The sequence below is a fragment of the Pseudomonas sp. EZ-C24 genome (genome assembly GCF_014525325.1).
GTDB lineage: Bacteria > Pseudomonadota > Gammaproteobacteria > Pseudomonadales > Pseudomonadaceae > Aquipseudomonas > Aquipseudomonas shirazensis.
On the sequence record NZ_JACDIU010000014.1, the window covers coordinates 1,033,527 to 1,056,943 of the forward strand.

General features: G+C 60.5%; 27 protein-coding genes, 1 tRNA gene and 1 pseudogene. 16 read left to right on the forward strand and 13 right to left on the reverse strand.

Features of this window, described 5'->3' with window-relative positions:
* Positions 1–22 precede the first annotated feature (22 nt).
* The 7 genes from ahpC to IDM28_RS14095 all read right to left on the reverse strand — a co-directional run bounded on the left by ahpC (position 23) and on the right by IDM28_RS14095 (position 5,775).
* On the reverse strand, positions 23–586 hold the full coding sequence (ahpC, locus tag IDM28_RS14065) for an alkyl hydroperoxide reductase subunit C (RefSeq protein ID WP_101320669.1): 564 nt from the start codon (positions 584–586) through the stop codon (positions 23–25).
* Positions 587–721: 135 nt separating this feature from the next.
* The gene (locus tag IDM28_RS24240; protein WP_410524673.1) at positions 722–1,138 is read right to left on the reverse strand and encodes a fimbrial protein; all 417 of its coding nucleotides are present in this window, start codon (positions 1,136–1,138) and stop codon (positions 722–724) included.
* Positions 1,139–1,171: 33 nt separating this feature from the next.
* Positions 1,172–2,527, reverse strand: coding sequence for a glutathione-disulfide reductase (gorA, locus tag IDM28_RS14075; protein ID WP_188036263.1), 1,356 nt, complete (start codon positions 2,525–2,527; stop codon positions 1,172–1,174).
* Positions 2,528–2,596: 69 nt separating this feature from the next.
* Positions 2,597–3,436, reverse strand: a complete 840-nt coding sequence (gene galU / locus IDM28_RS14080) for a UTP--glucose-1-phosphate uridylyltransferase GalU (RefSeq protein ID WP_101320675.1) — start codon at positions 3,434–3,436, stop codon at positions 2,597–2,599.
* A gap of 271 nt (positions 3,437–3,707) precedes the next feature.
* Entirely contained in the window at positions 3,708–4,622 is a 915-nt protein-coding gene (locus tag IDM28_RS14085; RefSeq protein WP_150571748.1) for a c-type cytochrome, read from the reverse strand.
* Positions 4,619–5,269, reverse strand: a complete 651-nt coding sequence (locus tag IDM28_RS14090; RefSeq protein ID WP_101320679.1) for a c-type cytochrome — start codon at positions 5,267–5,269, stop codon at positions 4,619–4,621. Before IDM28_RS14090 ends, IDM28_RS14085 begins: the two co-directional genes overlap by 4 nt.
* 146 nt (positions 5,270–5,415) lie before the next feature.
* Positions 5,416–5,775, reverse strand: a complete 360-nt coding sequence (locus IDM28_RS14095) for a hypothetical protein (protein ID WP_101320681.1) — start codon at positions 5,773–5,775, stop codon at positions 5,416–5,418.
* Positions 5,776–5,938: 163 nt separating this feature from the next.
* Between IDM28_RS14095 and IDM28_RS14100 the strand changes: the two genes are divergently transcribed.
* The 8 genes from IDM28_RS14100 (at position 5,939) to csrA (ending at position 11,692) form a co-directional block, all read left to right on the forward strand.
* Complete coding sequence (locus IDM28_RS14100; RefSeq protein WP_101320683.1) at positions 5,939–6,241, forward strand: DUF1883 domain-containing protein; 303 nt, start codon at positions 5,939–5,941, stop codon at positions 6,239–6,241.
* A gap of 7 nt (positions 6,242–6,248) precedes the next feature.
* Complete coding sequence (locus IDM28_RS14105; RefSeq protein WP_178080774.1) at positions 6,249–6,419, forward strand: hypothetical protein; 171 nt, start codon at positions 6,249–6,251, stop codon at positions 6,417–6,419.
* Between the two features lie 50 nt (positions 6,420–6,469).
* A complete protein-coding gene (locus IDM28_RS14110; RefSeq protein WP_101320685.1) occupies positions 6,470–7,543 on the forward strand; it encodes an NAD(P)H-dependent flavin oxidoreductase in 1,074 nt (357 codons plus the stop codon).
* Between the two features lie 91 nt (positions 7,544–7,634).
* Positions 7,635–8,390 carry a molybdate ABC transporter substrate-binding protein gene (gene modA, locus IDM28_RS14115; protein WP_188036264.1) on the forward strand — a complete coding sequence of 252 codons (756 nt, stop codon included), beginning with the start codon at positions 7,635–7,637 and terminating at the stop codon, positions 8,388–8,390.
* Positions 8,390–9,070, forward strand: coding sequence for a molybdate ABC transporter permease subunit (gene modB, locus IDM28_RS14120; RefSeq protein WP_101320689.1), 681 nt, complete (start codon positions 8,390–8,392; stop codon positions 9,068–9,070). Before modA ends, modB begins: the two co-directional genes overlap by 1 nt.
* A gap of 1 nt (position 9,071) precedes the next feature.
* Positions 9,072–10,163, forward strand: a complete 1,092-nt coding sequence (gene modC, locus IDM28_RS14125; protein ID WP_188036265.1) for a molybdenum ABC transporter ATP-binding protein — start codon at positions 9,072–9,074, stop codon at positions 10,161–10,163.
* 58 nt (positions 10,164–10,221) lie between these two features.
* Positions 10,222–11,238: a DNA topoisomerase IB gene (locus tag IDM28_RS14130; RefSeq protein WP_188036266.1), complete on the forward strand. Its 1,017-nt coding sequence runs from the start codon at positions 10,222–10,224 to the stop codon at positions 11,236–11,238.
* Positions 11,239–11,491: 253 nt separating this feature from the next.
* Entirely contained in the window at positions 11,492–11,692 is a 201-nt protein-coding gene (gene csrA, locus IDM28_RS14135) for a carbon storage regulator CsrA (protein WP_101320695.1), read from the forward strand.
* Positions 11,693–11,764: 72 nt separating this feature from the next.
* Here the strand turns inward: csrA and IDM28_RS14140 are convergent, their stop codons facing one another.
* Genes IDM28_RS14140 through IDM28_RS14150 form a run of 3 tightly spaced genes read right to left on the reverse strand, consistent with a single transcriptional unit; the run spans position 11,765 to position 14,740 of the window.
* Positions 11,765–12,118 carry a response regulator gene (locus tag IDM28_RS14140; RefSeq protein WP_101320697.1) on the reverse strand — a complete coding sequence of 118 codons (354 nt, stop codon included), beginning with the start codon at positions 12,116–12,118 and terminating at the stop codon, positions 11,765–11,767.
* 10 nt (positions 12,119–12,128) lie between these two features.
* Positions 12,129–13,574 carry an ATPase domain-containing protein gene (locus IDM28_RS14145; protein ID WP_188036267.1) on the reverse strand — a complete coding sequence of 482 codons (1,446 nt, stop codon included), beginning with the start codon at positions 13,572–13,574 and terminating at the stop codon, positions 12,129–12,131.
* A 23-nt stretch (positions 13,575–13,597) separates the two neighbouring features.
* A complete protein-coding gene (locus tag IDM28_RS14150; RefSeq protein ID WP_188036268.1) occupies positions 13,598–14,740 on the reverse strand; it encodes a two-component system sensor histidine kinase NtrB in 1,143 nt (380 codons plus the stop codon).
* Between the two features lie 340 nt (positions 14,741–15,080).
* On the opposite strand from IDM28_RS14150, the gene IDM28_RS14155 reads away from it, so the two are divergent.
* Positions 15,081–15,165 (forward strand) — tRNA-Leu (locus IDM28_RS14155).
* A gap of 104 nt (positions 15,166–15,269) precedes the next feature.
* On the forward strand, positions 15,270–15,683 hold the full coding sequence (locus tag IDM28_RS14160; RefSeq protein WP_150568830.1) for a DoxX family protein: 414 nt from the start codon (positions 15,270–15,272) through the stop codon (positions 15,681–15,683).
* Between the two features lie 37 nt (positions 15,684–15,720).
* Here the strand turns inward: IDM28_RS14160 and IDM28_RS14165 are convergent, their stop codons facing one another.
* Entirely contained in the window at positions 15,721–15,912 is a 192-nt protein-coding gene (locus tag IDM28_RS14165; protein ID WP_101320705.1) for a hypothetical protein, read from the reverse strand.
* Between the two features lie 354 nt (positions 15,913–16,266).
* Positions 16,267–16,434: a hypothetical protein gene (locus IDM28_RS14170; RefSeq protein ID WP_178080775.1), complete on the reverse strand. Its 168-nt coding sequence runs from the start codon at positions 16,432–16,434 to the stop codon at positions 16,267–16,269.
* 223 nt (positions 16,435–16,657) lie between these two features.
* Here IDM28_RS14170 and IDM28_RS14175 point away from each other — a divergent pair, with 223 nt between their 5' ends.
* Positions 16,658–16,912, forward strand: coding sequence for a Pathogenicity locus (locus tag IDM28_RS14175; RefSeq protein ID WP_101320707.1), 255 nt, complete (start codon positions 16,658–16,660; stop codon positions 16,910–16,912).
* Between the two features lie 151 nt (positions 16,913–17,063).
* Here the strand turns inward: IDM28_RS14175 and IDM28_RS24050 are convergent.
* Positions 17,064–17,204 (reverse strand): annotated as a pseudogene (locus IDM28_RS24050) (chromate transporter); the annotation flags it as partial.
* 239 nt (positions 17,205–17,443) lie between these two features.
* Here IDM28_RS24050 and IDM28_RS14180 point away from each other — a divergent pair.
* The 5 genes from IDM28_RS14180 to IDM28_RS14200 all read left to right on the forward strand — a co-directional run bounded on the left by IDM28_RS14180 (position 17,444) and on the right by IDM28_RS14200 (position 23,415).
* Entirely contained in the window at positions 17,444–18,250 is an 807-nt protein-coding gene (locus IDM28_RS14180; RefSeq protein WP_188036269.1) for a shikimate dehydrogenase family protein, read from the forward strand.
* A gap of 105 nt (positions 18,251–18,355) precedes the next feature.
* Positions 18,356–19,165 carry an IclR family transcriptional regulator gene (locus IDM28_RS14185; protein WP_188036270.1) on the forward strand — a complete coding sequence of 270 codons (810 nt, stop codon included), beginning with the start codon at positions 18,356–18,358 and terminating at the stop codon, positions 19,163–19,165.
* A 250-nt stretch (positions 19,166–19,415) separates the two neighbouring features.
* Positions 19,416–20,759, forward strand: coding sequence for an MFS transporter (locus IDM28_RS14190; RefSeq protein ID WP_101320714.1), 1,344 nt, complete (start codon positions 19,416–19,418; stop codon positions 20,757–20,759).
* A gap of 23 nt (positions 20,760–20,782) precedes the next feature.
* Positions 20,783–21,592, forward strand: coding sequence for a sugar phosphate isomerase/epimerase family protein (locus IDM28_RS14195; protein WP_101320716.1), 810 nt, complete (start codon positions 20,783–20,785; stop codon positions 21,590–21,592).
* A 113-nt stretch (positions 21,593–21,705) separates the two neighbouring features.
* Positions 21,706–23,415 (forward strand): FAD-dependent oxidoreductase, encoded by a 1,710-nt coding sequence (locus IDM28_RS14200; protein WP_188036271.1) that lies wholly within the window; start codon positions 21,706–21,708, stop codon positions 23,413–23,415.
* The last annotated feature ends 2 nt before the right edge of the window (positions 23,416–23,417 follow it).

A 23,417-nucleotide genomic window follows, 5' to 3' on the forward strand; every position in this document is an offset into this window, starting at 1 on the left:
CGCCCGCGACTGGCGCACGATCTTAGATCTTGCCAACCAGGTCCAGCGATGGTGCCAGGGTGGCTTCGCCTTCTTTCCACTTGGCCGGGCAGACTTCGCCTGGGTGAGCGGCAACGTACTGGGCAGCTTTGACCTTGCGCAGCAGCTCGCTGGCGTCGCGGCCTACACCACCGTCGTTGATTTCGACGATCTTAATCTGGCCTTCTGGGTTGATCACGAAGGTACCGCGATCAGCCATGCCCGCTTCTTCGATCAGCACGTCGAAGTTGCGCGAGATGACGTGGGTCGGGTCACCGATCAGCGGGTACTTGATCTTGCCGATGGTTTCCGAAGTGTCATGCCAGGCTTTGTGGGTGAAGTGGGTGTCGGTCGACACACCGTAGATTTCCACGCCCAGCTTTTGGAACTCGGCGTAGTTGTCGGCCAGGTCGCCCAGTTCGGTCGGGCAGACGAAGGTGAAGTCAGCTGGGTAGAAGAACACGACAGCCCACTTGCCTTTCAGGTCGGCTTCGCTGACCTGAACGAATTCGCCGTTGTGGAAGGCAGTAGCGTTGAACGGTTTGACCTGGCTGTTGATGATAGGCATGAGAGAAGCTCCGTCATGGGATTAAGAAGTGGTTGACGGGGAGAATACTAACCACCTGAACCGGCGATGGCTCATTGGCAAAGCTCATGCTGCTGATTGGTTTTGGCTATAAGCAGCTCGTTCCGATAGATCCTTTCATTCATAGGAATGCAGCGCAGTGGCACGCGCCCTAGCCACTCCGGGCCGAACGCTCTGCGCAATCTGCACATACGCCGCACGCAGGCCTATCCGCACAAAGTCGTCCCCAGGTCGCACTCTGGCCAAGTTATGCCGAGTGGTGCCCAACTGCAGCAAGCCACCATCACTGCGCATCAGACGCACCACCAGGCCCGTAGCACTTGATTCGCCGGCAAGTTGCAGGTTGTCAGTTGCGCCACCACCGCTGGCATCTTCGAACTGCGCTAGCACCTGCACTGACCGTCGTTTTGTGCTCGGCTGGCAGCGCAACCTCAACTCGAGGTCGACCGCCGCCGACTGGCTGCCAAGGGCCCGGAAACCGCCCCAGGACTGGACGCTGAGGTCCACCTGAGTGTGCCGGCTTGACCCCTCCAGATGGCAGGTCGGCCCCTGACCCCACCAGCAGGATCAGCGCATTGCCGTGCGCATGGTTACAAACTCTTCGGCCGCTGTAGGGTGCACGCCAATAGTGTCGTCGAATTGCGCCTTGGTCGCGCCTGCCTTGAGCGCAATACCCAGGCCTTGAATGATCTCTCCCGCGTCTGGCCCGACCATGTGACAACCCAGCACCTTGTCGGTATCGGCGTCCACCACCAACTTCATCAGGGTCTTCTCCTGAATCTCGGTGAGGGTCAGCTTCATTGCTCGGAAGCGGCTTTCGAAAATTTGCACCTTGTGACCCGCCTCAATGGCCTGTTCCTCGGTCAGGCCAACCGTACCAATCGGCGGTTGACTGAACACCGCGGTGGGGATGTTCCGGTAATCCACCGGTCGGTACTGCTCCGGTTTGAACAGACGCCGCGCAACGGCCATGCCTTCAGCCAGCGCCACAGGGGTGAGCTGGACTCGACCGATGACATCACCAATTGCCAGAATAGAAGGCTCAGTGGTCTGGTACTGATCATCGACATGCACGAAGCCACGCTCGTCGAGTTCCACACCCGTGTGTTCCAGGCCAAGGTTGTCCAGCATCGGCCGGCGGCCTGTCGCGTAGAACACGCAGTCGGTGAGCAGCTCACGGCCATCTTTGAGGGTGGCCTTGAGGCTGCCATCTGCCTGCTGATCGATCCGTTGAATGTCGCTATTGAACTGCAGGTCAACGCCGCGCTTGTCCAATTCGTCCTTGAGATGAGTGCGCACCGAGCCGTCGAAGCCGCGCAGGAACAAGTCGCCGCGATAAAGCAGGCTGGTGGCGCTGCCAAGCCCTTGGAAAATTCCGGCAAACTCGACCGCGATGTAGCCGCCGCCGACAACCAGAATGCGCTTGGGCAGCTGCTTGAGGAAGAACGCCTCGTTGGATGTGATCGCCAGCTCTTTGCCAGGGATGTCCGGCACCTGCGGCCAACCGCCGGTAGCGATGAGGATATGCTTGGCTGAGTAGCGCTGACCGTCTATTTCGACTTCATTGGCGCCCGTCAGTCGCGCATGGCCTTCTAGCAAGGTCACCCCACTGTTGACCAGCAAGTTGCGGTAAATGCCATTGAGCCGCTCGATTTCGCGATTCTTGTTGGCAATCAGCGTGCCCCAGTCGAAGTGCCCCTCTTCCAGCGTCCAGCCGAAGCCGGCAGCCTGCTCCATTTCGTCAGCGACGTGGGCGGCATACACCATCAGCTTTTTCGGCACGCAGCCCACATTGACACAGGTACCGCCCAGGTAGCGGCTCTCGGCCACAGCGACCCTGGCGCCAAAACCCGCCGCGAATCGCGCGGCACGCACACCGCCGGAACCGGCACCAATCACGAACAGATCAAAATCGTAAGTCACAATCCAGACTCCACAAAAAAGCCACCCAAGAGGGTGGCTGTTTTTTATACGGGCTGCAAGCCTGCAGGCTTAGTAAGCCTTGCCAGCCTTGTAGAAGTTCTCGAAGCAGAAGTTGGTCGCCTCGATGTAGCCTTCGGCGCCACCGCAGTCAAAGCGCTTGCCCTTGAACTTGTAGGCGATCACACAGCCTTCCTGCGCCTGCTTCATCAGCGCGTCGGTGATCTGAATCTCGCCGCCTTTGCCTGGCTCGGTTTCACGGATCTTCTGGAAGATGTCCGGGGTCAGGATGTAGCGGCCGATGATGGCCAGGTTCGACGGGGCATCTTCCGGTGCTGGTTTCTCGACCATGCTGTTAACACGGTAGATGTCGTCGCGGATCATCTCGCCAGAGATAACGCCGTACTTGTTGGTTTCCTGCGGATCGACTTCCTGAATGGCAACGATCGAGCAGCGGAACTGGTTGTACAACTTGACCATCTGCTGCAGCACGCCGTCGCCGTCGAGGTTGACACACAGGTCGTCCGCCAGCACGACCGCAAACGGCTCGTCGCCGATCAGCGGTTGGCCGGTCAGGATGGCATGGCCCAGGCCTTTCATTTCGGTCTGACGGGTGTACGAGAACGAGCACTCGTCGAGCAGACGGCGAATACCGACCAGGTATTTTTCCTTGTCGGTACCTTTGATCTGGTTTTCCAGCTCATAGCTGATGTCGAAGTGGTCTTCAAGCGCGCGCTTGCCACGACCGGTCACGATGGAGATCTCGCTCAGGCCGGCATCCAGTGCCTCCTCGACGCCATACTGGATCAGTGGCTTGTTTACCACTGGCAGCATTTCCTTGGGCATGGCCTTGGTAGCTGGCAGGAAGCGGGTGCCATAGCCGGCTGCCGGGAACAAGCATTTCTTGATCATATACGTCCTTAACAAGGGCTTAGCGTACGAAATTCGGCGCAGTCTAATCAGGCGGCGCGCACCTTACAATGCCCAGCCTGAAGCGACCGCTGCCATGATAGAGATACCCCAGTGTAGTTAGTTCCAACGGATCGCAAATATTCAGCCTGTTGCCGGCAGGTTTGCCCCGCTGACAGCGGGCTCTGGTAACCCTGAACCCGCTTCGAAGCGCGTCATTTTCACGCCAGTGCATACGCAAAAAGACGCGCATCAGAAGTGTCTACCGCAAGCGTTACCGGGTTATCCCCTGCCCGATCAGCATGCCTTCGACCTTTTGCCCATACAGGTTGACGCCGTCATTGGCATGAAACTTCAATCGGGTTTTTTCGACTGAACCTTCCACCAGGCGCGGGTCCTGCGGCCGTTCGTGGCGATTGATCCATGCAGCGACATCCCATGCCTGCTGATCACTGAGGCTGCCGGGCTTGCCAAGTGGCATGTTGTACTTGATGAACGACGCCGCCGTATTGATCCGGTGCATGCCAGCGCCCCAGTTGTAGGAGTCCTTGCCCCATAGCGGTGGCATCACGTATTCACCTGCCACCTGCTGGCCTTCGCCTTGATCGCCGTGGCAGATCGCACATTGCTCGCGATACACCTGCTTGCCGCGTTTGAAGTCATACCCACCCTTGGGCTGAGGCACTTCGGGATAACCACGGCCAGGTGTCTCGACCGCGGTCGGCGCATTGGTCGACAGCCAGTATGAGTAAACGCTCAGTGCGGTCATCTGCGGGCTATCCGCCGCAGGCGGCTTGCCGTTCATGCTGAACTGGAAGCAGCCCTGGATGCGTTCGGCGAAGGTGTTGACCTTGTCATTTTTCTTGCGATATGCCGGGTACATCGGATAAGCGCCCCACAGCGGCGCAGAAAACGCCATACGGCCCTGATCAAGGTGGCAGTTGCTGCAGTTCATGCCGTTGCCCACAGCCTCGGGCATCAGCCGGCGGGTATCGACAAACAAGGCATGGCCCTCGCGGACCATCTGGCCAAAGGCGTTGTCCGGGATCTGGGTTTCAGCGGGCGGCGCGAACTGCACTGTGGCCTGCGTGCCGGGCACCTTGAGCTGGGATTGATCTTCCATGGCAATCGGCGTGGCAGCCTGGGCGCTACCCATGGCCAACAACAGGGTGGCAATGATCGGCTTCATGGCTTGACCTCCTGGGCCAGTGGATGGGCGAAGAACTCGGCAACTGCCGTGATCTCGGCATCGGTCATGGCCTTGGCCACGCCGACCATCAACTGATTGGGGTCATTGCTACGGCTGCCGTCGCGCCAGGCATTGAGCTGCGCCACCAGGTACGCCGCAGGCTGCCCCGCCAGTGGCGGGAAGTGCTCACCGACACCGCTGCCGCCTGGCCCGTGGCACTGCACACAACCCGGGATTTGCCGGTCCCAGTCGCCGTACAGGGCCAAGCGCGACACCGGGTCGGTGGCAATCTGCTGGCGACGCAGATCAGGTGCCGGGTCACTCGGCAGGCTGGCCAGGTACTCGCTGACGGCTTTGGCTTCCTGCGCGCTCAAGGCCTTGGCCAGCGGCTCCATCACCGGCTGCTTGCGGCTGCCACTGCGAAAGTCCTGCAGCTGCTTGTTCAGATACCCGGCCGACAAGCCGGCCAGCCGCGGAAACCCTGCAGCGGCGATGCCCTTGGCATCGGGGCCATGACAGCCCAGGCAGGCCATCGCAGCAGGGTTGGCCCCACCCTGGGTGAAGATTTTCTGGCCTTCGGCGGCATGCGCCGCGGGCCAGGCCAGGATCAGCGCAGTGCTGATCGCAAAACGACTCAACGGATTCATCACGGGACGCTCCATTTCCTTGTTATAAGCTTAGGCTTAAAAGGTATAAGCACAAAAATAGTAGGCTTATCCTCCGGCAGGCAACAACGCCTACCGGACAAGAACATGACAATTGGCCCGCTAAATGGCCGTTTAGCTGAGCTGGATCAAGATCCGGAGATGCATTTGGTCGTGGCTGCGCGCACATCACCCAAGCGCAGCGGGAAGTTGTTCAGCCGCTCGCGCAGCTTGATGCTGCTGCCGCTACCACGCTTGTCGATGTCAATCAACGCAGCAGGACCCGCACCCGCGGTCAGCTTCTGCGGCACTATCAGGCGCAGGCCGTCGCCGCGCTTTTCCTGCACCAGCGCGTCGCGGCTGCTCGCCAACTCGGCCTTGATGCAGTCGGCGTACACCTGAGGCGCCTTGCCAGACATCACATCCATGGTTTCTCGCGATTGCTCCAGCTCAGCGACACTTACACAGCCGCCCAGAGTCAAGGTCATCGCCGCCACCGCCCACTTCATTGGAATACCTCTGCCTGCTTTAAAGAATGTGTATGACAACAACCGGGCGGGTTTGCTCCCTGCTTTGGCGGATTTATCCCTACCCCGGCCATCAGGGGCGGGAGTGTACCGCTACATCGTGATATCTTGCGCATTTGCACGAATAAACTTTGCGGAGCATCACATGAAATTCGTACACCAGCGCGAGCACCTCAACGAGGACGACATTGTCGTGATCGAGTGCTCCCAGCGCTGCAACATTCGCCTGATGAACGACGCCAATTTCCGCAGTTTCAAGAATGGCGGGCGTCACACCTACCATGGCGGCGCGTTCGACCAGTTCCCGGCGAAGATCGTCGTGCCGAGCACCGGTTTTTGGAACATCACCCTCGACACGACCACGCCCCGGCCGATCTCGGTCACGCGCAAGCCAACCTTCACGCACAAGATCAAAATCGTGCGTCGCTCGTCGTCGCAACTGAGATAAGCCCGCCATGACCCAGAACATCAAGTACGTGATCAAATACAAGCTCGATGGCGAGCAACGCTTCGACTTCGCCGTGATGCCGGACAACTCCGAAGAGCAGGCGCGCCTGGCGCTGCAACAGATCCATGGCGATGACGTCGCCAAGATCAGCGACATCAAAGTCAGCAAGGCCCTGTAAACCTGGCCCTGGCTGGGCGCCGAGTTGAAACAGAGTTGACAGGAGTGCACATGAGCAACTGGCCAGACCGCCGTATCCTGGATCTGCTCGGCATCGATGTGCCGATCCTGCAAGCACCGATGGCCGGAGCCACCGGCTCACCCATGGCCATCGCTGTGGGCACGGCTGGTGGCCTGGCCGCTCTGCCCTGCGCCATGCTCAGCCTGGATCAGGTGCGCAGTGAAGTGGCAGCGTTCCGCGCCGCCTGCGCAGGGCCTTTGAACCTGAACTTCTTCTGCCATCAACCGCCGCCCGCTGATGCAGCCCGCGCACTGCGCTGGAAGCAGGCCCTACAGCCGTATTATCAGGAGCTGGGCGCTGATTTCGCCGCGCCGACGCCGGTATCCAACCGTGCGCCATTCGATGAGCACAGCTGCCAACTGGTTGAAGAACTGCGCCCGCAGGTGGTCAGCTTTCACTTCGGCCTGCCCACTGCCAGCCTGCTGCAGCGGGTCAAGGCCACCGGCGCCAAAGTGCTGTCGAGTGCGACCACGGTGCAGGAGGCGCTCTGGCTGGAACAGCACGGTTGCGATGCGATCATCGCCATGGGCTATGAAGCCGGCGGCCATCGCGGCATGTTCCTTAGCGATGACATCACCAGCCAGATCGGCACCTTCGCCTTGATCCCGCAAATTGTCGACGCAGTGCGACTGCCGGTGATCGGCGCCGGTGGCATTGCCGATCACCGCGGCCTGGTGGCCGCACTGGCTCTTGGCGCCTCGGCGGTGCAGATCGGCACTGCCTACCTGTTCTGCCCGGAGGCGAAGGTATCTGCAGCCCACCGCCAGGCGCTGGATACCGCCCCCGCCAGTGACACAGCGCTGACCAACCTGTTCACCGGGCGGCCCGCGCGTGGCATCAACAACCGCATCATGCGCGAACTTGGCCCGATGAGCGATCTGGCCCCCGCCTTCCCCCTGGCAGGCGGCGCGTTGATGCCGCTGCGGGCGATCAGCGATAGCGCGGGCAGCAGTGACTTCAGCAATCTGTGGGCCGGCCAGGCTTTGCGCCTTGGCCGACACCTGCCTGCGACAGAGCTGACCAGAGACATTGCCGAGCGCGCGCTGGAGCAATTAGGGCGCTGATTCGATCCCGCGATTATGGCCCTTCCCGTAGAGTCGACTCTCGCTATATAGTCCCGTATATAACGATAACCTGCTCTCGGAGAGTTGCCTCATGCGTATGCGTTTGCCCTACCTGGCTGCAACGGCGGCCACCCTGCTCGCCTGCACCAATGCCTGGGCCGATGAAGTTCAAGTTGCCGTCGCAGCCAATTTCACCGCGCCGATCCAGGCGATTGCCAAAGACTTCGAGAAGGACACCGGACACAAGCTTGTGGCCTCCTTCGGCGCGACGGGCCAGTTCTATGCGCAGATCAACAACGGCGCACCTTTTGAAGTATTCCTGGCGGCCGATGACAGCACTCCGGCCAAGCTTGAGCAAGAAAAGCAGACCGTTGAAGGCTCGCGCTTCACCTACGCCATCGGCACCTTGGCACTCTGGTCTGCCAAGCCAGGCTACGTCGACGCGCAAGGCGAAGTGCTGAAAAAAAATGACTACAAGCACCTGTCAATCGCCAACCCCAAGACCGCTCCCTACGGCCTGGCAGCGACTCAGGTGCTGGCCAAGCTGAACCTGACTGAAGCCACCAAAGGCAAGCTCGTCGAAGGCCAGAACATCACCCAGGCGTTCCAGTTCGTTTCCACCGGCAACGCTGAGCTGGGCTTTGTCGCCCTGTCGCAGATCTACAAAGATGGCAAAGTCGAAAACGGCTCGGCCTGGATCGTCCCGTCCAGCCTGCATGACCCGATCCGCCAGGATGCGGTAATCCTCAACAAGGGCAAGGACAACCCCGCTGCCAAGGCGTTTATCGACTACCTCAAAGGCCCCAAGGCCACAGCCGTGATCAAATCCTATGGTTATCAGATCTGATGCCGCTTGATGCTGCAGACTTCGGAGCGATCTGGCTGACCTTCAAACTGGCCAGCCTGACTACTCTGATTCTGCTCGTCATAGGTACACCGATTGCCTGGTGGCTGGCGCGGACCCGCTCGTGGTTGCGCGGCCCGGTCGGCGCGGTGGTCGCTCTGCCATTGGTGCTGCCGCCGACGGTGATCGGCTTTTACCTGCTGATCGCCCTCGGCCCGCACGGCTGGCTGGGCCAAGCCACTCAGGCACTGGGCCTGGGCAGTGTGGTATTCAGCTTCACCGGCCTGGTAATTGGTTCGGTGGTGTACTCCATGCCGTTTGTGGTGCAACCCCTGCAAAACGCCTTCAGCGCGATTGGATCAAGGCCTTTGGAAGTCGCCGCCACGCTGCGTGCAAGCCCTTGGGACACTTTCATTCATGTCGTGCTGCCGCTGGCTCGGCCTGGGTTCGTCACCGCCAGCATCCTTGGCTTTGCCCACACCGTTGGCGAGTTCGGTGTGGTGTTGATGATCGGCGGCAATATCCCTGACAAGACCCGCGTGGTGTCGGTGCAGATCTTTGACCATGTCGAGTCGATGGCCTACGCACAAGCACACTGGCTGGCCGCAGCCATGCTGGTGTTCTCGTTCCTGGTGTTGCTCCTGCTGTACGCGGGGCGCCGTGGCAAGCCCGGCTGGAGTTGAGATGAGTGCTTCAATACTGGCGCGGCTGACCCTGGCGCGCGACGATTTCACCCTGGATGTCGACCTGCAACTGCCAGGTTCAGGCATCAGCGCCTTGTTCGGCCATTCCGGGTCGGGCAAGACATCGTGCCTGCGTTGCCTGGCGGGTCTGGAGCGTGCGTCGAGCGCCTACATCGAGGTCAACGGTGAAGTGTGGGAAGACAGTGCCAGCGGGTTTTTCCTCCCGCCACATCGGCGCCCGATCGGCTATGTATTCCAGGAAGCCAGCCTGTTTCCCCACCTGTCAGTGCGCGCCAACCTGGAGTTCGGCTGGCGGCGGGTGCCAGCGGCACAGCGCAAGGTCAGCCTTGAACAGGCGTGTGCACTACTGGGCATCGGTCATTTGCTTGAGCGCCGTCCAGCCACCTTGTCTGGCGGCGAAGCGCAGCGGGTCGGCATCGCTCGCGCCCTGCTCAGCAGCCCGCGCTTGCTGCTGCTGGACGAGCCCCTGGCAGCGTTGGATGGACCACGCAAACGCGAGATTCTGCCGTATCTGGAGCACCTGCATGAAGAGCTGCAGATTCCACTGGTCTACGTCAGCCATGCCCAGGATGAAGTGGCGCGACTAGCCGACTACCTGGTGTTGCTGGCGCAGGGCAAGGTGCTTGCAAGCGGCCCCATCAGCGAGACACTGGCGCGGCTGGACCTGCCGTTGGCTCAGGGCGACGATGCCGGCGTGGTGCTGGAAGGGCTGGTGGTCGGCCATGATCCGCACTATCAATTGTTCGACCTGCGCTTGCCCGGCAATGATGCCCAACCGCTGCGTATCGCCCATCCTTCGCTGCAAGTTGGCAGCACGCACCGGCTGAAGATTCAGGCCCGCGATGTCAGCCTGGCCTTGGCGGCAGACAGCCAGTCGAGCATTCTCAACCGCTTGCCCGTGCGCGTGCGTGAGCTGCGCGCCGCCGATAACCCGGCCCATCTACTGGTCAGTCTGGATGCGGCCGGCACCACGCTGTTGGCGCGCGTCACCCGTTACTCCGCCGACCAGCTCGGCGTGCACCCGGGCCAGGCGCTATGGGCGCAAATCAAATCGGTCGCTGTTTTACTCTGAGCATCCACGCCAACGGCGTTGTCCATTGAGCAGACACTTGGTCGCTGGATGCCGCCCCATGCTCGATTGCCCGCTGCCCCGTTCCCTGCACTATGTCGACGACAGCCAGCCTGGCCTGAGCCGACGCCGATGGCGTGATCGCTTTATCTACCTGGACGCGGACGGTGAACGGGTGCGCGATGAGGCGACGCTTGCGCGCATCGCGGCGCTGGTCATCCCACCGGCCTACACCGACGTGTGGATCTGCGCCGACCCGCAGGGCCATCTGCAAGCCACCGGCCGCGACGCTCGCGGACGCAAACAATATCGCTATCACGCGCAATGGCGCGAAGTGCGCGATGAGCATAAATACGGACGCATGCTGGCCTTTGCTCAGGTGCTGCCCAAATTGCGCAAGCAGCTCGACGCCCACCTGCGCAGCCCAGGGCTGGGCCGGGAAAAGGTCATGGCGCTGGTGGTCAGCCTGCTCGACTCGACCCTGATCCGCGTCGGCAATCGCCAGTACATGCGCGACAACAACTCCTATGGATTGACCACCCTCAACTCCGATCATGTCGAGGTCAAGGGCAGTACCATTCGCTTCCAGTTCAGGGGCAAGCGCGGCGTGGAGCACAACGTTACCTTGCGCGACCGGCGGCTGGCCGGCTTGGTCAAACGCTGCATGGAGCTGCCTGGGCAGACGTTATTCCAGTATCTGGATGACAACGGTGAGCGGCACAGCATCGGCTCGAGCGATATCAACCTGTTTCTGCAACAGCTGACCGGCGCTGACTTTACCGCCAAGGACTACCGCACCTGGGCCGGCAGCAGCCTGGCCCTGCATCTGTTACGGCCATTGGCCTGGGAGCCGGAAACCGAAGCCAAGCGCCAGGTCACAGCGATTGTGCGTCAGGTTGCCGCACGCTTGGGCAACACGCCGGCAGTGTGCCGGCGCTGCTACATCCACCCGGCAGTGCTTGAGCACTTCCAGCTGGGGCGCCTCGGTGCTCTGCCGCGAGCCCGCATTCGCCAGGGGCTTGAGCCCGAAGAAGTGACCTTGATGCACTTTTTGCGGGCGCTGCAGGAGTCCGATTGAGCGGGTCTATATGCACTATCAAGCAGAGAAATTTCCAATCTGCGCGTAAGCCCCCTATTCTTGCCCCCGAGCACCTCCGCCGGGGCACTTCAACCCGCAAAACCGGCACCTGCAGCTAGAGACATGAAACAGATTTTATTTACGGGGGAATTACTATCCTCCGAAAGCGTCTTTAATGAGAAGGAAGAGGGACACGCTCCCGCCGCAGCGGTAACTGACCGCACGGTTTTCGTTATTACCCAAGGAGAACTACATGCTGATACTCACCCGCAAGGTCGGCGAAAGCATCGTCATCGACGATAATATCAAAGTGACCATTCTGGGCGTCAAAGGGATGCAAGTGAGGATCGGCATCGATGCGCCAAAAGATGTTCAGGTTCATCGCGAGGAGATTTTCAAACGCATCCAGGCAGGCAGCCCCGCACCGGAAAAGCCCCACGACGAGCAACACTGAAACCTGCATCGCTTGAAGCCGCACGGATGCGCTTGACCGATCGGCCCGCCGATGCGGGATCTTGCCAGGCCCTCAGCCGCCCAGCAGCTCCCGCACTTTGGCTACCATTTCATTGGCATGAAATGGTTTCTGAAATACTGCACCGAACAAATTGCAATCTGCTTGCGCGGCTTGCGCGCCGCTCATCAAGATCAGCGGTAAATGTGCCAGCGCAGGATCCTCTCGAATCGCCTTGGCCAATTCCTGGCCATTCTTCTTCGGCATCATGTAATCGGTAATCACCAGATCAATAGGCTTCTGGCGTAGCAGATCCAACGCCTTTTCGCCATTGTTGGCCTTTTCCACCAGAAAACCCTCGTCCTCCAGGGCATAACCCAGGATCTCGGCAATCAGGTATTCGTCATCGACGATCAAAATGGTCTTCATCGCTGGACTGTCAGCCGCCCTCCGACTGAGTAGGCGTGCCGCTAAGCACTGCGCTGGCACCTTCGAAAGCCTTGCGCACAACCACCCCATTCGGTCCCATGCACAGCTCATGGAGCGCAGGGTCGTAGTCACTGTCGCGCACCTTGAGCAGTGACAGCATGCGCCGCAGCCGGCTATCGAGTTCGACGAAGCGGGTCAGGATCAGGTTATCGACGATGCTCGACAGGTCGGGTGACGGCGCACTGACTTCGGCACCAAACAGATCACGCATTTCCCAGGTCATCAACATCGTCACATCGCGGGCACGCAGCTCGCCGATCAGGGCGCGGAAGAAGCCATTGATGCGTGCCGGATCGAATGCCAGCCGGCTGAATGCACCGAGGCTGTCGATCACCACGCGCTTGGCACCGAGGCTATCAACCTGTTTCAGCAAGCGCGCACCGACCTGATCGAGCAGGCCCTCGGTGGTTGGCTGCCAGCTCAACAGCAAAGCCCCTGAGCGCTCCAGCTCAGCGAAGTCGTAACCAAAGGCACTGGCCTTCTGGCGCAATCGGGTAGGCGATTCGTAGAAGCCAAAATGCACCGCCGGCTGCACAGGTGACGCAGCCGCTACGAATGCCAGGCCCAGAGAGGTTTTGCCGATCCCCGAAGGCCCCATTACCAATGTGGTCGAGCCGATACTGACGCCACCGCCAAGCATGTCGTCCAGCGCTTGCGAGCCGGTGCTGATAGATTCCATTGTCTCCGAGCCAGGGTGGCTGGGATGGCTGTAGAGCGCCTCCAGACGCGGGAACACCGTCAGCCCGGCGCTATCGATCTGGCACTCGTGCAAGCCAGACAACGCAGCGCTGCCGCGGGTCTTGCGCAGCTGAATAGTACGCACGGCACGGCTGCCAACCAACGTCTCGCCAAGGTCGATGACGCCATCGACCATGGTGTGCTCTGGGCTGCCCTCCTGCAGACGCGAACTGGTCAACAGCAGCACAGTGCAGCCCGCGAAGGCGGCATGCCCTTGCAGCTCGGAGATGAATTTTTTGGTGTCGAGCGTGGTTTCGGCACGTATGCGGGCATTGAGCAGGCCATCGACGATCAGCAGGCTGGCCTGCTGCCGGCCAATTTCCTGACGCATCAGCCGCACCACGGCATCCAGGCCCTCCTGTTCGAGGGTGTCGAACGCGCTGACAAACTGGATCTGATCGCCTACCAGCGCCGGGTCGAAGAACTCCAGCGTCGACAGGCACTGGAACAACCGCTCATGGGATTCGCTAAGCAAAGTGGCCACCAGCACCCGCCCGCCATTGCGCACGTGGCCAAACGCCAACTGGTTGGCGAGAATGGTCTTGCCGGCCCCAGGCGGGCCTTGAACGACGTAGGACGCGCCAGCGACCAGGCCGCCACGCAGTAAAGCATCCAGCCCTTCGATACCTGTCTCGACTCGCTTGAGTACTTCAACCATGGCCGCTGCCTGTCGGGTTCGCGTTAAGGGGGGCTCAGCACCGCCGGCAGGTACAGGCACATACTGGTGCCCTCCCCGACCTTGCTGGACACACAGATGGCACCATTGCTCTGCTTGGCAAACCCATACACCTGGCTAAGACCCAGCCCGGTGCCCTTGCCAAACGGCTTGGTGGTGAAAAACGGCTCGAAGATACGCGGCAGCACATGCGCCTCGATACCCACGCCGGAGTCTTGCACATTAAACCGCACGAACGGCCCGTGCAGGCCCTCGACCTCACCTGCCAGTTGCACGCAATCGACCTCGAAGCGAATCCGCCCCGCACCTTCGATCGCATCGCGCGCATTGAACAGCAGATTGAGCAGAACCATCTGCAATTGGCCAGGGTCGGCCTGGATCAACGGCAGCTCTGCCGCCAGCTGCTGCTCGAATTCGATGCTGCCGGGTAGCGCGTGCTCGATCAAACCACGGGTCGAGTCAATCAGCGCGAGCGGAGCAATGCTCGCCGAACTCAACTGGCGATGGCGGGCAAAACTGAGCAGTTGCTGAGTCAGTTGAGTGCCGCGCTGCCCTGCATCGATGATGTGTTCCAGCAGGCGCTGAACCCGCTGCGGATCCTGGCTGTTGCTGGCCATCCGCGCCGAGCTGAGGATAATCGTCAGCAGGTTGTTAAAGTCATGCGCCAGCCCGCCGGTCAACTGCCCCAGGGCTTCGAGCTTTTGCGCCTGGAACAACTGCGCGCGTACCGCGTCGAGCTGCAGCGCAGACTCGCGCCGGTCGGTGATATCGCGCGTAACCTTGGCCAAGCCGATGATCTGGCCCTGCTCATCACGCACCACGTCCAACGCGGCCAAGGCCCAGAATTGCGTGCCGTCCTGACGCACGCGCCAGCCTTCATCCTGGGCGACGCCATTGTCCAAGGCCTTGCGCAGGATCTGCTCAGGGCGATTCTGGGCACAATCTTCCGGCGTAAAAAACACGGAGAAATGCTGGCCGATGATCTCGGCGGCCTTGTAGCCCTTGATACGCTCTGCACCCGCATTCCACGACACTACGTGGCCAGAGGGATCAAGCATATAGATAGCGTAATCAACCACCGACAGAACGAGCTGCTCATAGCGGTTGGCGGTCATTTCGGATTGGTCCGGGTGGTCGGTTGAAACCATGAAAACTCCACAGGCACCACAGGCTGAGGCATAAACATAATGTTGAGTCTACTCGCCCTTTACAGGCTAAGCGAAGCTCTTGACGAGTAGCCAGCTGACGGAGCCGCTTGGGACTGGTGATTTCGCTCGCAGTGAGCAGCATGGTCGCCTGAAAAGTCGCGAACAGTGGCTTAATGACACTATCGTGTCGATTGTCTGGACTGCAGGCTTCATCGATCAACCAGAAATTCCTGCATGGAGGGTGTTTTGTTGACGCATCTATAACGATGGGTTATAAAGCGCGCTTGATTGCAGAGCACCTGTTTAACAACGTGCCGGTCGCACAGACCCTTTCAAGCGTGCGAGTGTGGTGGAATTGGTATACACAGCAGACTTAAAATCTGCCGGCGTGAGCCTTGCGGGTTCGAGTCCCGCCACTCGCACCACTTATTGCGTAAAGGGCGCCCCATGGGGCGCCTTTTGTTTGCGCGCAAGAATTGCTCGCAACTCCTGCTACAGTGAAATCATCCAACTTCACTGGTACCCCGCCATGCGCTATACCCTGTTCGCTGGTCAACGCGATGCCATCATCCTGCTCGCCCGCATCCTGCTGATGATCCTGTTCGTGCTCTCGGGCTGGAGCAAGCTGACCGGCTTTGAAGGCACGGTCAGCTACTTCACCTCGATAGGTGCACCTGTGCCGACACTGGCAGCAGCCATCGCAGTGATCATGGAGTTCTTCGTTGCAATCGTGCTGATTCTCGGGTTCTACACGCGACCATTGGCGATGCTGTTCGCGCTGTTCGTGGTCGGCACCGCGTTGATCGGCCACCCGTTCTGGGACATGGTCGAGCCTGCGCGCAGCGCCAACATGACGCAGTTCTTCAAGAACATGAGCATTGTCGGTGGTCTGCTGCTGCTCGCCGTGACGGGCGCTGGCAGGTTCTCGCTGGATCGGCGCTGAGTGCGTGCCCTCGGCTTGATCTGCGTGCTGGCGTGAGTCAGTCGTCTACGTCATCGTGCCAGGCAGGATGGTCGTATTCGTCGTCGCTGTCATCGAGCGTGCTTTCGTCATCCTCGACCTCATCCAGTAAACCCTGGGCATCGGCCTCGGGCGCAAAGTCTTCATAGAGGAATTCGTGATCAAGCAGGTGATCGTGTTCGGGTTCGTGGAGGTCGTGTTCGTCGCTCATGCCAGGCTCCTTGAATAGCTCGCCTGTATAAAGCGATCATCGGTGCAGGTCAACGGCTGAACTGTTAATCCCGACTTAACCAGGGCATTGCACCCTGCCTGAGCTCCCTTCAAGAATCCTTGCCTGCCTTACGGCGGGCTTTTTTTTGCCTGCAGATTACCTGAATGATCTTGCTACATCGTCTTCACGTTTTACTGACAAGCCCGGTCAGATACTACACAGGCTCCGTACGATCTTTAGACCCGCCCACCGTTGGCGGGTTTTCTTTGCCTGTGATTCGGCAATCGCGCAACTCGGCATCCAGCCAGCGCAGCGCAAACGCGCACGCGCCGAAGGACACCTGTTACAGCAGACTCACGGCGTCTTGGCAGCCTGAGCCTTGGTCCAGTGCACCTTGGGCGCGGCAGGGTTGAAACCGCTGACGCCTCTTGGCACTTCCTTGATCTCGCCGCCCTTGGACAAGAACTGCTCAATTTGCTCATTCAAGCGCAGTTGAGCGTGATGGGTCGCAGACTGGGACATGCTGATACCTCACTGATGAGCCACCCAGAGAGAGGACTCGCCCGCCACTATACACCGCAAAGCACGTAAGCAGGACTTTAAAGCCAGATAAAGAGAGATCCCTGCCAAATTTGCGCAGATATCAGCAAGATTACCAAGCATAAAACCTCGCGCTCTTGCCTCGGTTGTGGTGGCCTCGAATATGAGTGAAGCTTGGCAAAACTCACGGAGAGAGGATGTACCCATGCCGTTTTCAGCGGACGAACGCGCAGCCCTGCTGGCGCTCAAGGGCGTAGGCCCGACGGTTATCAGCAGGCTTGAGCAGATGGGCATCGAGTCACTGCAGATGTTGGGCGATTCGAGCGTCGACGACATTCTGGCGCAGGCTTCGGCAGCGCTGGGGTCAACTTGCTGGAAGAACAGCCCACAGGCGCGAGCGGCGATAACGGCGGCAGTGATGCTTGGCAAGCAGTCGAGCGTTAGCCTGTCACTGCGCTAGCGCGCTCATCTATCAAACCCACAGCATATGGACTGCCAAACCTGCACCGGCGCAAGCGAATAGAACCTGGATCACTGTTAGCTTGAAGCAGAACAGGGCAATAGCGACAGCAACCGAGACTACCGCTGCAGGCCGGTCAAATGCACCGCTAAATCGAAATCTGCCCGGCGGGCCCACCAAAACTGATGAAGCCTAGCTTGAGCCAGAACAGGAACGCCTGGTAAAGGCCGACCGGCCGCACAACCGGCTTGGATGGGGGCTGCTTGTTCACCGCGCTGGCGCTCTCAACCACCTTGAGCTTGCTCGTCAGCCAAGGCGGTCAGTTGCGAAAGTCGAAACTGGCTCAAAAAAGCCGGACAATATCGGAATCAACTTATCAACTGGAATTCAATTCCTTTTTCTATATCATAGCCTCTGACTCAATCGAGTGGCTCGGTCGCAGCAATGGGCTGGTACGTTCGCGAGCCATACCCTGCTGCTTCGCTTAGGTGCGGGATACGCAGCCTGGGACAGCCCCCTAGGAGAGAATAGATGTCACAGTTGTTGATACCCAGCCCAACTGGCAAGACCCGGATTTTTGCGGTTATCGGTGATCCAGTGAAGCAGGTCAAGGCTCCAGAGCTTCTCAACAGAGTGTTCGCTGATGAAGCTGTAGACGCAGTGATGATCGCGGTGCATGCCAGGCCTGAGCAACTCGCGACCGTGATACGTGGCCTCCAGGCGATGGATAATTTTTCCGGCATGCTGATCACCATTCCGCACAAGTTTGCTGCTCGAGATTTCGCGGAGTCGGTGAGCGTTGCCGTGCAGGTTTCTGGCAGCACCAATGCAATGCGCCGCAACGAACAGGGCGGGTGGGAAGCGGATAACTTCGATGGCGCGGGATTTACCTTGAGCCTTCAGCGCAAAGGGTATGACCTGATCGGGAAACGCGTCGTACTGGCCGGTGGTGGGGGTGCGGGTAGTTCGATCGCTGTCGCATTATTGCAAGCAGAGGTGGGCCGATTGTATCTACAGGAACCGGATGCCCTGAAAGCCGATGCACTGCTCGCCAGACTAAGCCAGCACTGGCCTGGCCGATGCGAGCTTGCTCAGCCACACCACCTTGAGGTGGCCGATATCGCTATCAACGCAACGCCGCTAGGCCTCTCGGAGGATGATCCACTTCCGCTAGAGCTTGCCGCCGTGCCTGCCGGGGCCTTGGTTGCAGATATCATCATGCAACCTGCAGAGACTCGTCTGTTACGAACTGCAAAGGCCGCCGGGCACCCCGTGCACGCTGGTAGCCACATGCTCAGTGAGCAATTAGGCTGCTACAGACAGTTCTTCAGGATCTGAGCCAAAAAACCGGATGAATCGGCAATTCAACGTGGATAACATTTGTCCGGAGGTGGCTGCCACTATCCATGGGCCGCTGATCTATCGCAAACCTAAGGAAACAACATGAGCAATGCGCTTGAACGCGGCCTGCATGCCATCGAGTTGCTCGCCGGCAAAAGCTCCGGGCTGGCACTTCAACAAGTAGCGGAAGCCTTGGACATTCCGCCGAGCGCGACCCACCGCATGCTCAATTGCCTTGTCGAACAGGGTTTCGTGCGCCAGGAGCATCAGCACGGCAATTACGTGCTTGCCCTGAAGCTGGTCTCACTGGCGCTCAAGCATCTGTCCAAGAGCGACATGGTCGACCTAGCCCGGCCGATACTCGAGCGCCTGGCGCAAGCGTCCGGCGAGCTTGTGCGCTTGAGCATTGTAGATGGCGATAACCTGATCTGGATCTCCAAGGCCCAGGGCAGCCGCTCCGGTCTGCGCTACGATCCCGATGCGGGTGCCGAGGCCAAGCTCTGCTGCACGGCGTCTGGCCTGGCCTGGTTGAGCTGCCTCAGCAACGAGCGCGCGCTGGAGTTGGTCTACCGGCAAGGCCTGGCTAAACCGGGCGAATATGGCCCCAATGCGGCCACCACCATCGAACACCTGCTCGACAACCTGAAGATCGCCCGTGAGCAGGGCTATGCCAGCGTCGACGAGAGCTTTGAAATTGGCGCCGCCTCGATGGCTGCAGCAATTCGCGATTCGCAGCAGCAGGTCGTCGGCGTGATCAGTATCGCCGGCCCCAGCGTCCGCCTCCCTGCCGAGCGCATGCAAGCGCTGAAGCCAGCGTTGCTGGACGCCGTAGAAGAGATCACCGCGATCAACCTGGACAGCCTCCCAAAGCTGTCGCTGATGACCTCCCACATCAGCGAACACACCGCCTGATCGGCACCTCGCTTGACCGCGGCCTGGCTTACTGACCTGGCCGCCGCTCCCTAGCAATTGCTCGACAGCAGGCCGTTCACAGGCCGTGGATTGCCAGCGCCCAAAAACGAATTGGAATCCAATATGAATATGGAATGGATTTCCAATTATGATAATATCGGCTTACCGACCCTGGTAATGCCTTGGCGCCAACCTGCCAGCCCATCACCGGAAAAGGCATTTTCATAAAAACAAAAAGCAGGAGTTATCCATGGCGAACCCTCCAGATGTAGATGTGAGCACCTTCATGGATGCTCGAAAGATGAGCACCCGACAGTGGCTGGTGCTGTTCCTCGGTTTCATGGTGCTGGTGTTTGACGGCTTCGACACCACCGCGATCGGCTTCATTGCCCCGGCGCTGGTCGACGACTGGGGCGTGCTGCGCCAGGACCTCGGCCCGGTAATGATGAGCGGGCTGCTCGGGCTGGCATTCGGTTCGTTGACTGCCGGGCCATTGGCCGACCGCTTCGGCCGCAGGCCAGTCATCATCGGCTCGGTGCTGTTGTTCGGTTTCTGGAGCCTGGCCTCCGCCTGGTCGACCGGGATCACCAGCCTGACGATACTGCGCTTTCTGACCGGGGTTGGGCTGGGTGCCTCGATGCCCAATACGGCGACCCTGATCTCGGAATACGCCCCCAAGCGCTACCGCTCTCACATGGTCTCGTTCATCTACTGCGGCTTTGCTTTTGGTGCGGCGCTGGGTGGTTTGGGCAGTGAGTGGCTGATCGAAAACTTCGGCTGGCGGTCAGTGTTGGTGGCCGGCGGCGTGCTGCCGATTGCGTTCGCCCTTCTGCTGCTCTTGAGCCTTCCGGAGTCCATCCGCTTCCTGGCGCAGAACAGTGCCTTGAAGGACCGCCTGATCAAGGAAATCAACAAGGTTGCTCCGGGCCTGGCCAACGCCCAGACGCGTTTCCATAGCAGCGAAGCGGCGATCAAGGCGACAGGCAAGGTCAGTGCCCTCTTCGCGCCCGGTTTCACCCTGGGCACCTGCATGATCTGGGTCACTCTGTTCATGGGTCTGCTGACCATGTACCTGCTGTCGAGCTGGCTGCCGCTGCTCAGCCGCGATGCTGGTCTGAGCATGGGTCAGGCGGCGCTGCTGGGCTCGTTGCTGCAGATCGGCGGCATGCTGGGCAACTTCACCGTCGGCATGAAGATGGACCGCTGGGAACACCACAAGGTGGTCGGCGCCACGGTGTTCTGCGGCGGGGCGTGCGCAGTGCTGATCGCCTTGCAGCAGCCGACCATGCAGGTGCTCTGCCCGTTGATACTGCTACTGGGCTACTTTCTGAACGGCGTAAACGTCGGCGGCTACGCGCTGGCCGCCTCCTTCTACCCCACTCAGATCCGCGCCACCGGCGTTTGCTGGGCCACTGGCATTGGCCGGCTGGGCGCGATCAGCGGCGCCGGGATCGGTGCACTGATGCTGGCCTCGCAATGGAATTTCAGCCAGGTCTTCCTGTTCCTAGCCATCCCTTCCCTGATCGGGGTTACAGCGCTGTGGATCAAAAGTCGCAAGCGCGACGCGTCGGCAATCCCCGCTGCCATCAACTGAAGCCAACTGTAGGTAGACATGCCATGCAAGCCAGCTATTCCATTGCACAACTGACCGCGCTCGCGTTAACCCCGCCGGAAATGATCGAACTGGCTGCACGCACCGGCTATGACCAGGCTGGCGTGCGTTTGCTGCCGGTGGCGCCAGGGGCAGTCGCCTATTCCTTGATGGACGACAAACCGATGTTGCGCGAAACCCTCGCGCGCATCGACGACACCGGGGTCAAAGTCTTTGATCTGGAATTGATCCGCCTCGACGGGCAATTCGACGTGCAGCGTTATCTGCCGTTCCTCGAAGTCGGCGCGCAGCTCGGCGCCAAGGCCGTACTGGTGGCAGGCGACGACCCGGAACCCAACCGGCTGATCGAACACTATGCGCGGCTATGCGACGCCATGCAGCCCTTCGGCCTGTCGGCAGACCTGGAGTTCATGCCGTGGACGGCTGTCCGCGACCTGGCCAGTGCACTGCACATCGTTGAACAGGCCGACCGCGCCAACGGCGGCATCCTGGTCGACGCGCTGCATTTCGACCGTTCCGACAGTCGCTTCGAGGACTTGCAACGTATCCCCGCGCAATGGCTGAACTACGCGCAGATATGCGACGGCCCAGCGCTGCGACCGAACACCCGTGACGGCCTGATTCAAGCAGCGCGTGGCGAGCGTCTATTGCCGGGCGAGGGCGATATCGACCTGGCGAGGATCTGGCGCAGCCTCCCGGCTACGGTCCCGGTCAGCGTTGAAATCCCCCATGACCGCAGGGTTGCGCAAGTGGGCGTCGAAGCCTGGGCACGACAGGCGCTGGCCGCTGCCAAGGCAATTATCGAACCGCTCTGATCCGTTTGAGCACACCACAGCAGGCAACTGCTGAATGCTGCCGACACTTCACCTGCACAAGGGCGGGCTGCCAAACCGCCCATGAATTACCACGCCATGAAGGAGCAACCATAATGAGCACCATCGCCCCCCTCCCCTGGGACCAGGAAGTCGACCTGCTGGTATTCGGCGCAGGCGCTGCAGGCATGACCAGCGCATTGATGGCCAGCCACCACGGGCTGGACGTGCTGCTGTGTGAAAAGACCGCCGTGGTGGGCGGCATCAGCGCGACCTCAGGCGGCACCACCTGGGTACCCGGCACCCACCAAAGCCAACGCGCAGGTGTACCGGACAGCGCGGCAGAGGCCGCGACCTTCCTCAAGGCGGTGGTTGGCGAACGCGGCGGTGAAGCGTTGCGCGAAGCTTTCCTTGCCAGCGGGCCACAAGCGATTGATGAACTCGAGCGCATCAGCGAGGTTAAATTCGTTGCAGCCGCCGCTCATCCCGATTACGTCAGCGGCCCCGGTGCAGCGTTCGGTGGCCGCGCCCTGGCGCCCCTCGCGTTCGATGGCAGGCTGCTGGGCAAAGACTTCGCCCGCGTGCGCCCACCTCGGCGCGAGTTCATGGGTCTGGGCGGCATGATGGTGCCACGCGCCGATCTGGATGCGCTGCTTTCGCCCTTCGCTTCGATGCACCACCTGACTCGCACCCTGAGCACAGTCGGCCGCTATTGCATCGACCGCCTGAGCTACCCACGCGGCACCAATCTGGTGATGGGCAACGCCCTGGTCGCCAGGCTGTTCTACAGCTTGCGCCAGCGCAAGGTGGCACTGCGCTTTGAAACCCCTTTGCACGAACTCATTGTGGAAAACGGTCACGTAATGGGCGCCGTGGTGCTGCACAACGGCGAGGCCATGCGCATCCGCGCGCGTCGTGGCGTGGTGCTGGCTACCGGGGGCCTGACGCGCCATCCAACCCTACGCAAACAGCTGTTCCCGAGCGCTGCCCAAGCCCTTTCACTGTCGCCCCTGACCCACACCGGCGACGGCATCGATCGCGCGCTGAAGGCCAATGCCCAGCTCGACGACGGCCACGACAGTCCAGGCCTGTGGATGCCCTGCTCGATCCGCACCGCGAAGGACGGCTACCAGGCCATATGGCCACACATCCTGCTCGACCGCGCCAAGCCTGGATTGATCGCCGTGAATGCCCAAGGCACGCGCTTCGTCAACGAGTCGGACTCCTACCACGACTTCGTCATGGGCATGCTTAACGACGGCAGCGCCACTGCTCACCTGATCTGTGACCAGACCTTCCTGCAACGCTACGGCCTGGGCCTGGTCATGCCGCTGCGCAGCGCCATCAATATTGCCAGGTTCGTCAAAGCCGGCTACTTGATCAAAAGCAGCACCCTGGACGAACTTGCCAGCAAGCTCAAGGTTGATGCCGAGGGGCTGGCAAACACCGTCAGAACCTACAACGCCGCCGCTGCAAACGGTGACGACCCTGCATTCAACCGCGGTAGCAGCCACATGAACCGTCACAATGGCGACCCGCAGCAACTGCCCAACCCCTGCGTGCGCCCCCTAGGCGATGGGCCCTACTATGCCGTCACAGTGCAACCGGCCGATCTCGCCTGCAGCGCAGGCTTGAGTGGTAACGCCGATGGCCAGGTGCTGGACATGCAAGGCCAGGTGATCGAGGGGCTATACGCTTGCGGCAATGACCTTGCTTCAATCTTTCGCGGCACCTACCCAGGCCCAGGCACCACGCTGGGACCTGCGATCGTATTCGGCTGGCGAGTGGCGCGGCATGCTGCGCGAGTTGCTGATCGCCAGTGTTGAAG

Excerpts from the sequence above, each read along its gene's own strand:
- IDM28_RS14130 (WP_188036266.1), top strand. The coding sequence starts at position 10,222 with ATGCTCGATTGCCCGCTGCCCCGTTCCCTGCACTATGTCGACGACAGC.
- IDM28_RS14200 (WP_188036271.1), top strand. The coding sequence starts at position 21,706 with ATGAGCACCATCGCCCCCCTCCCCTGGGACCAGGAAGTCGACCTGCTG.
- IDM28_RS14185 (WP_188036270.1), top strand. The coding sequence starts at position 18,356 with ATGAGCAATGCGCTTGAACGCGGCCTGCATGCCATCGAGTTGCTCGCC.
- IDM28_RS14090 (WP_101320679.1), bottom strand. The coding sequence starts at position 5,269 with ATGAATCCGTTGAGTCGTTTTGCGATCAGCACTGCGCTGATCCTGGCC.
- IDM28_RS14160 (WP_150568830.1), top strand. The coding sequence starts at position 15,270 with ATGCGCTATACCCTGTTCGCTGGTCAACGCGATGCCATCATCCTGCTC.
- IDM28_RS14150 (WP_188036268.1), bottom strand. The coding sequence starts at position 14,740 with ATGGTTTCAACCGACCACCCGGACCAATCCGAAATGACCGCCAACCGC.
- IDM28_RS14195 (WP_101320716.1), top strand. The coding sequence starts at position 20,783 with ATGCAAGCCAGCTATTCCATTGCACAACTGACCGCGCTCGCGTTAACC.
- IDM28_RS14175 (WP_101320707.1), top strand. The coding sequence starts at position 16,658 with ATGCCGTTTTCAGCGGACGAACGCGCAGCCCTGCTGGCGCTCAAGGGC.
- IDM28_RS14140 (WP_101320697.1), bottom strand. The coding sequence starts at position 12,118 with ATGAAGACCATTTTGATCGTCGATGACGAATACCTGATTGCCGAGATC.
- ahpC (WP_101320669.1), bottom strand. The coding sequence starts at position 586 with ATGCCTATCATCAACAGCCAGGTCAAACCGTTCAACGCTACTGCCTTC.
- IDM28_RS14100 (WP_101320683.1), top strand. The coding sequence starts at position 5,939 with ATGAAATTCGTACACCAGCGCGAGCACCTCAACGAGGACGACATTGTC.
- IDM28_RS14190 (WP_101320714.1), top strand. The coding sequence starts at position 19,416 with ATGGCGAACCCTCCAGATGTAGATGTGAGCACCTTCATGGATGCTCGA.
- IDM28_RS14095 (WP_101320681.1), bottom strand. The coding sequence starts at position 5,775 with ATGAAGTGGGCGGTGGCGGCGATGACCTTGACTCTGGGCGGCTGTGTA.
- IDM28_RS14145 (WP_188036267.1), bottom strand. The coding sequence starts at position 13,574 with ATGGTTGAAGTACTCAAGCGAGTCGAGACAGGTATCGAAGGGCTGGAT.
- IDM28_RS14180 (WP_188036269.1), top strand. The coding sequence starts at position 17,444 with ATGTCACAGTTGTTGATACCCAGCCCAACTGGCAAGACCCGGATTTTT.
- galU (WP_101320675.1), bottom strand. The coding sequence starts at position 3,436 with ATGATCAAGAAATGCTTGTTCCCGGCAGCCGGCTATGGCACCCGCTTC.
- IDM28_RS14165 (WP_101320705.1), bottom strand. The coding sequence starts at position 15,912 with ATGAGCGACGAACACGACCTCCACGAACCCGAACACGATCACCTGCTT.
- IDM28_RS14170 (WP_178080775.1), bottom strand. The coding sequence starts at position 16,434 with ATGTCCCAGTCTGCGACCCATCACGCTCAACTGCGCTTGAATGAGCAA.
- modA (WP_188036264.1), top strand. The coding sequence starts at position 7,635 with ATGCGTATGCGTTTGCCCTACCTGGCTGCAACGGCGGCCACCCTGCTC.
- IDM28_RS14110 (WP_101320685.1), top strand. The coding sequence starts at position 6,470 with ATGAGCAACTGGCCAGACCGCCGTATCCTGGATCTGCTCGGCATCGAT.
- modB (WP_101320689.1), top strand. The coding sequence starts at position 8,390 with ATGCCGCTTGATGCTGCAGACTTCGGAGCGATCTGGCTGACCTTCAAA.
- IDM28_RS14085 (WP_150571748.1), bottom strand. The coding sequence starts at position 4,622 with ATGAAGCCGATCATTGCCACCCTGTTGTTGGCCATGGGTAGCGCCCAG.
- modC (WP_188036265.1), top strand. The coding sequence starts at position 9,072 with ATGAGTGCTTCAATACTGGCGCGGCTGACCCTGGCGCGCGACGATTTC.
- IDM28_RS14105 (WP_178080774.1), top strand. The coding sequence starts at position 6,249 with ATGACCCAGAACATCAAGTACGTGATCAAATACAAGCTCGATGGCGAG.
- csrA (WP_101320695.1), top strand. The coding sequence starts at position 11,492 with ATGCTGATACTCACCCGCAAGGTCGGCGAAAGCATCGTCATCGACGAT.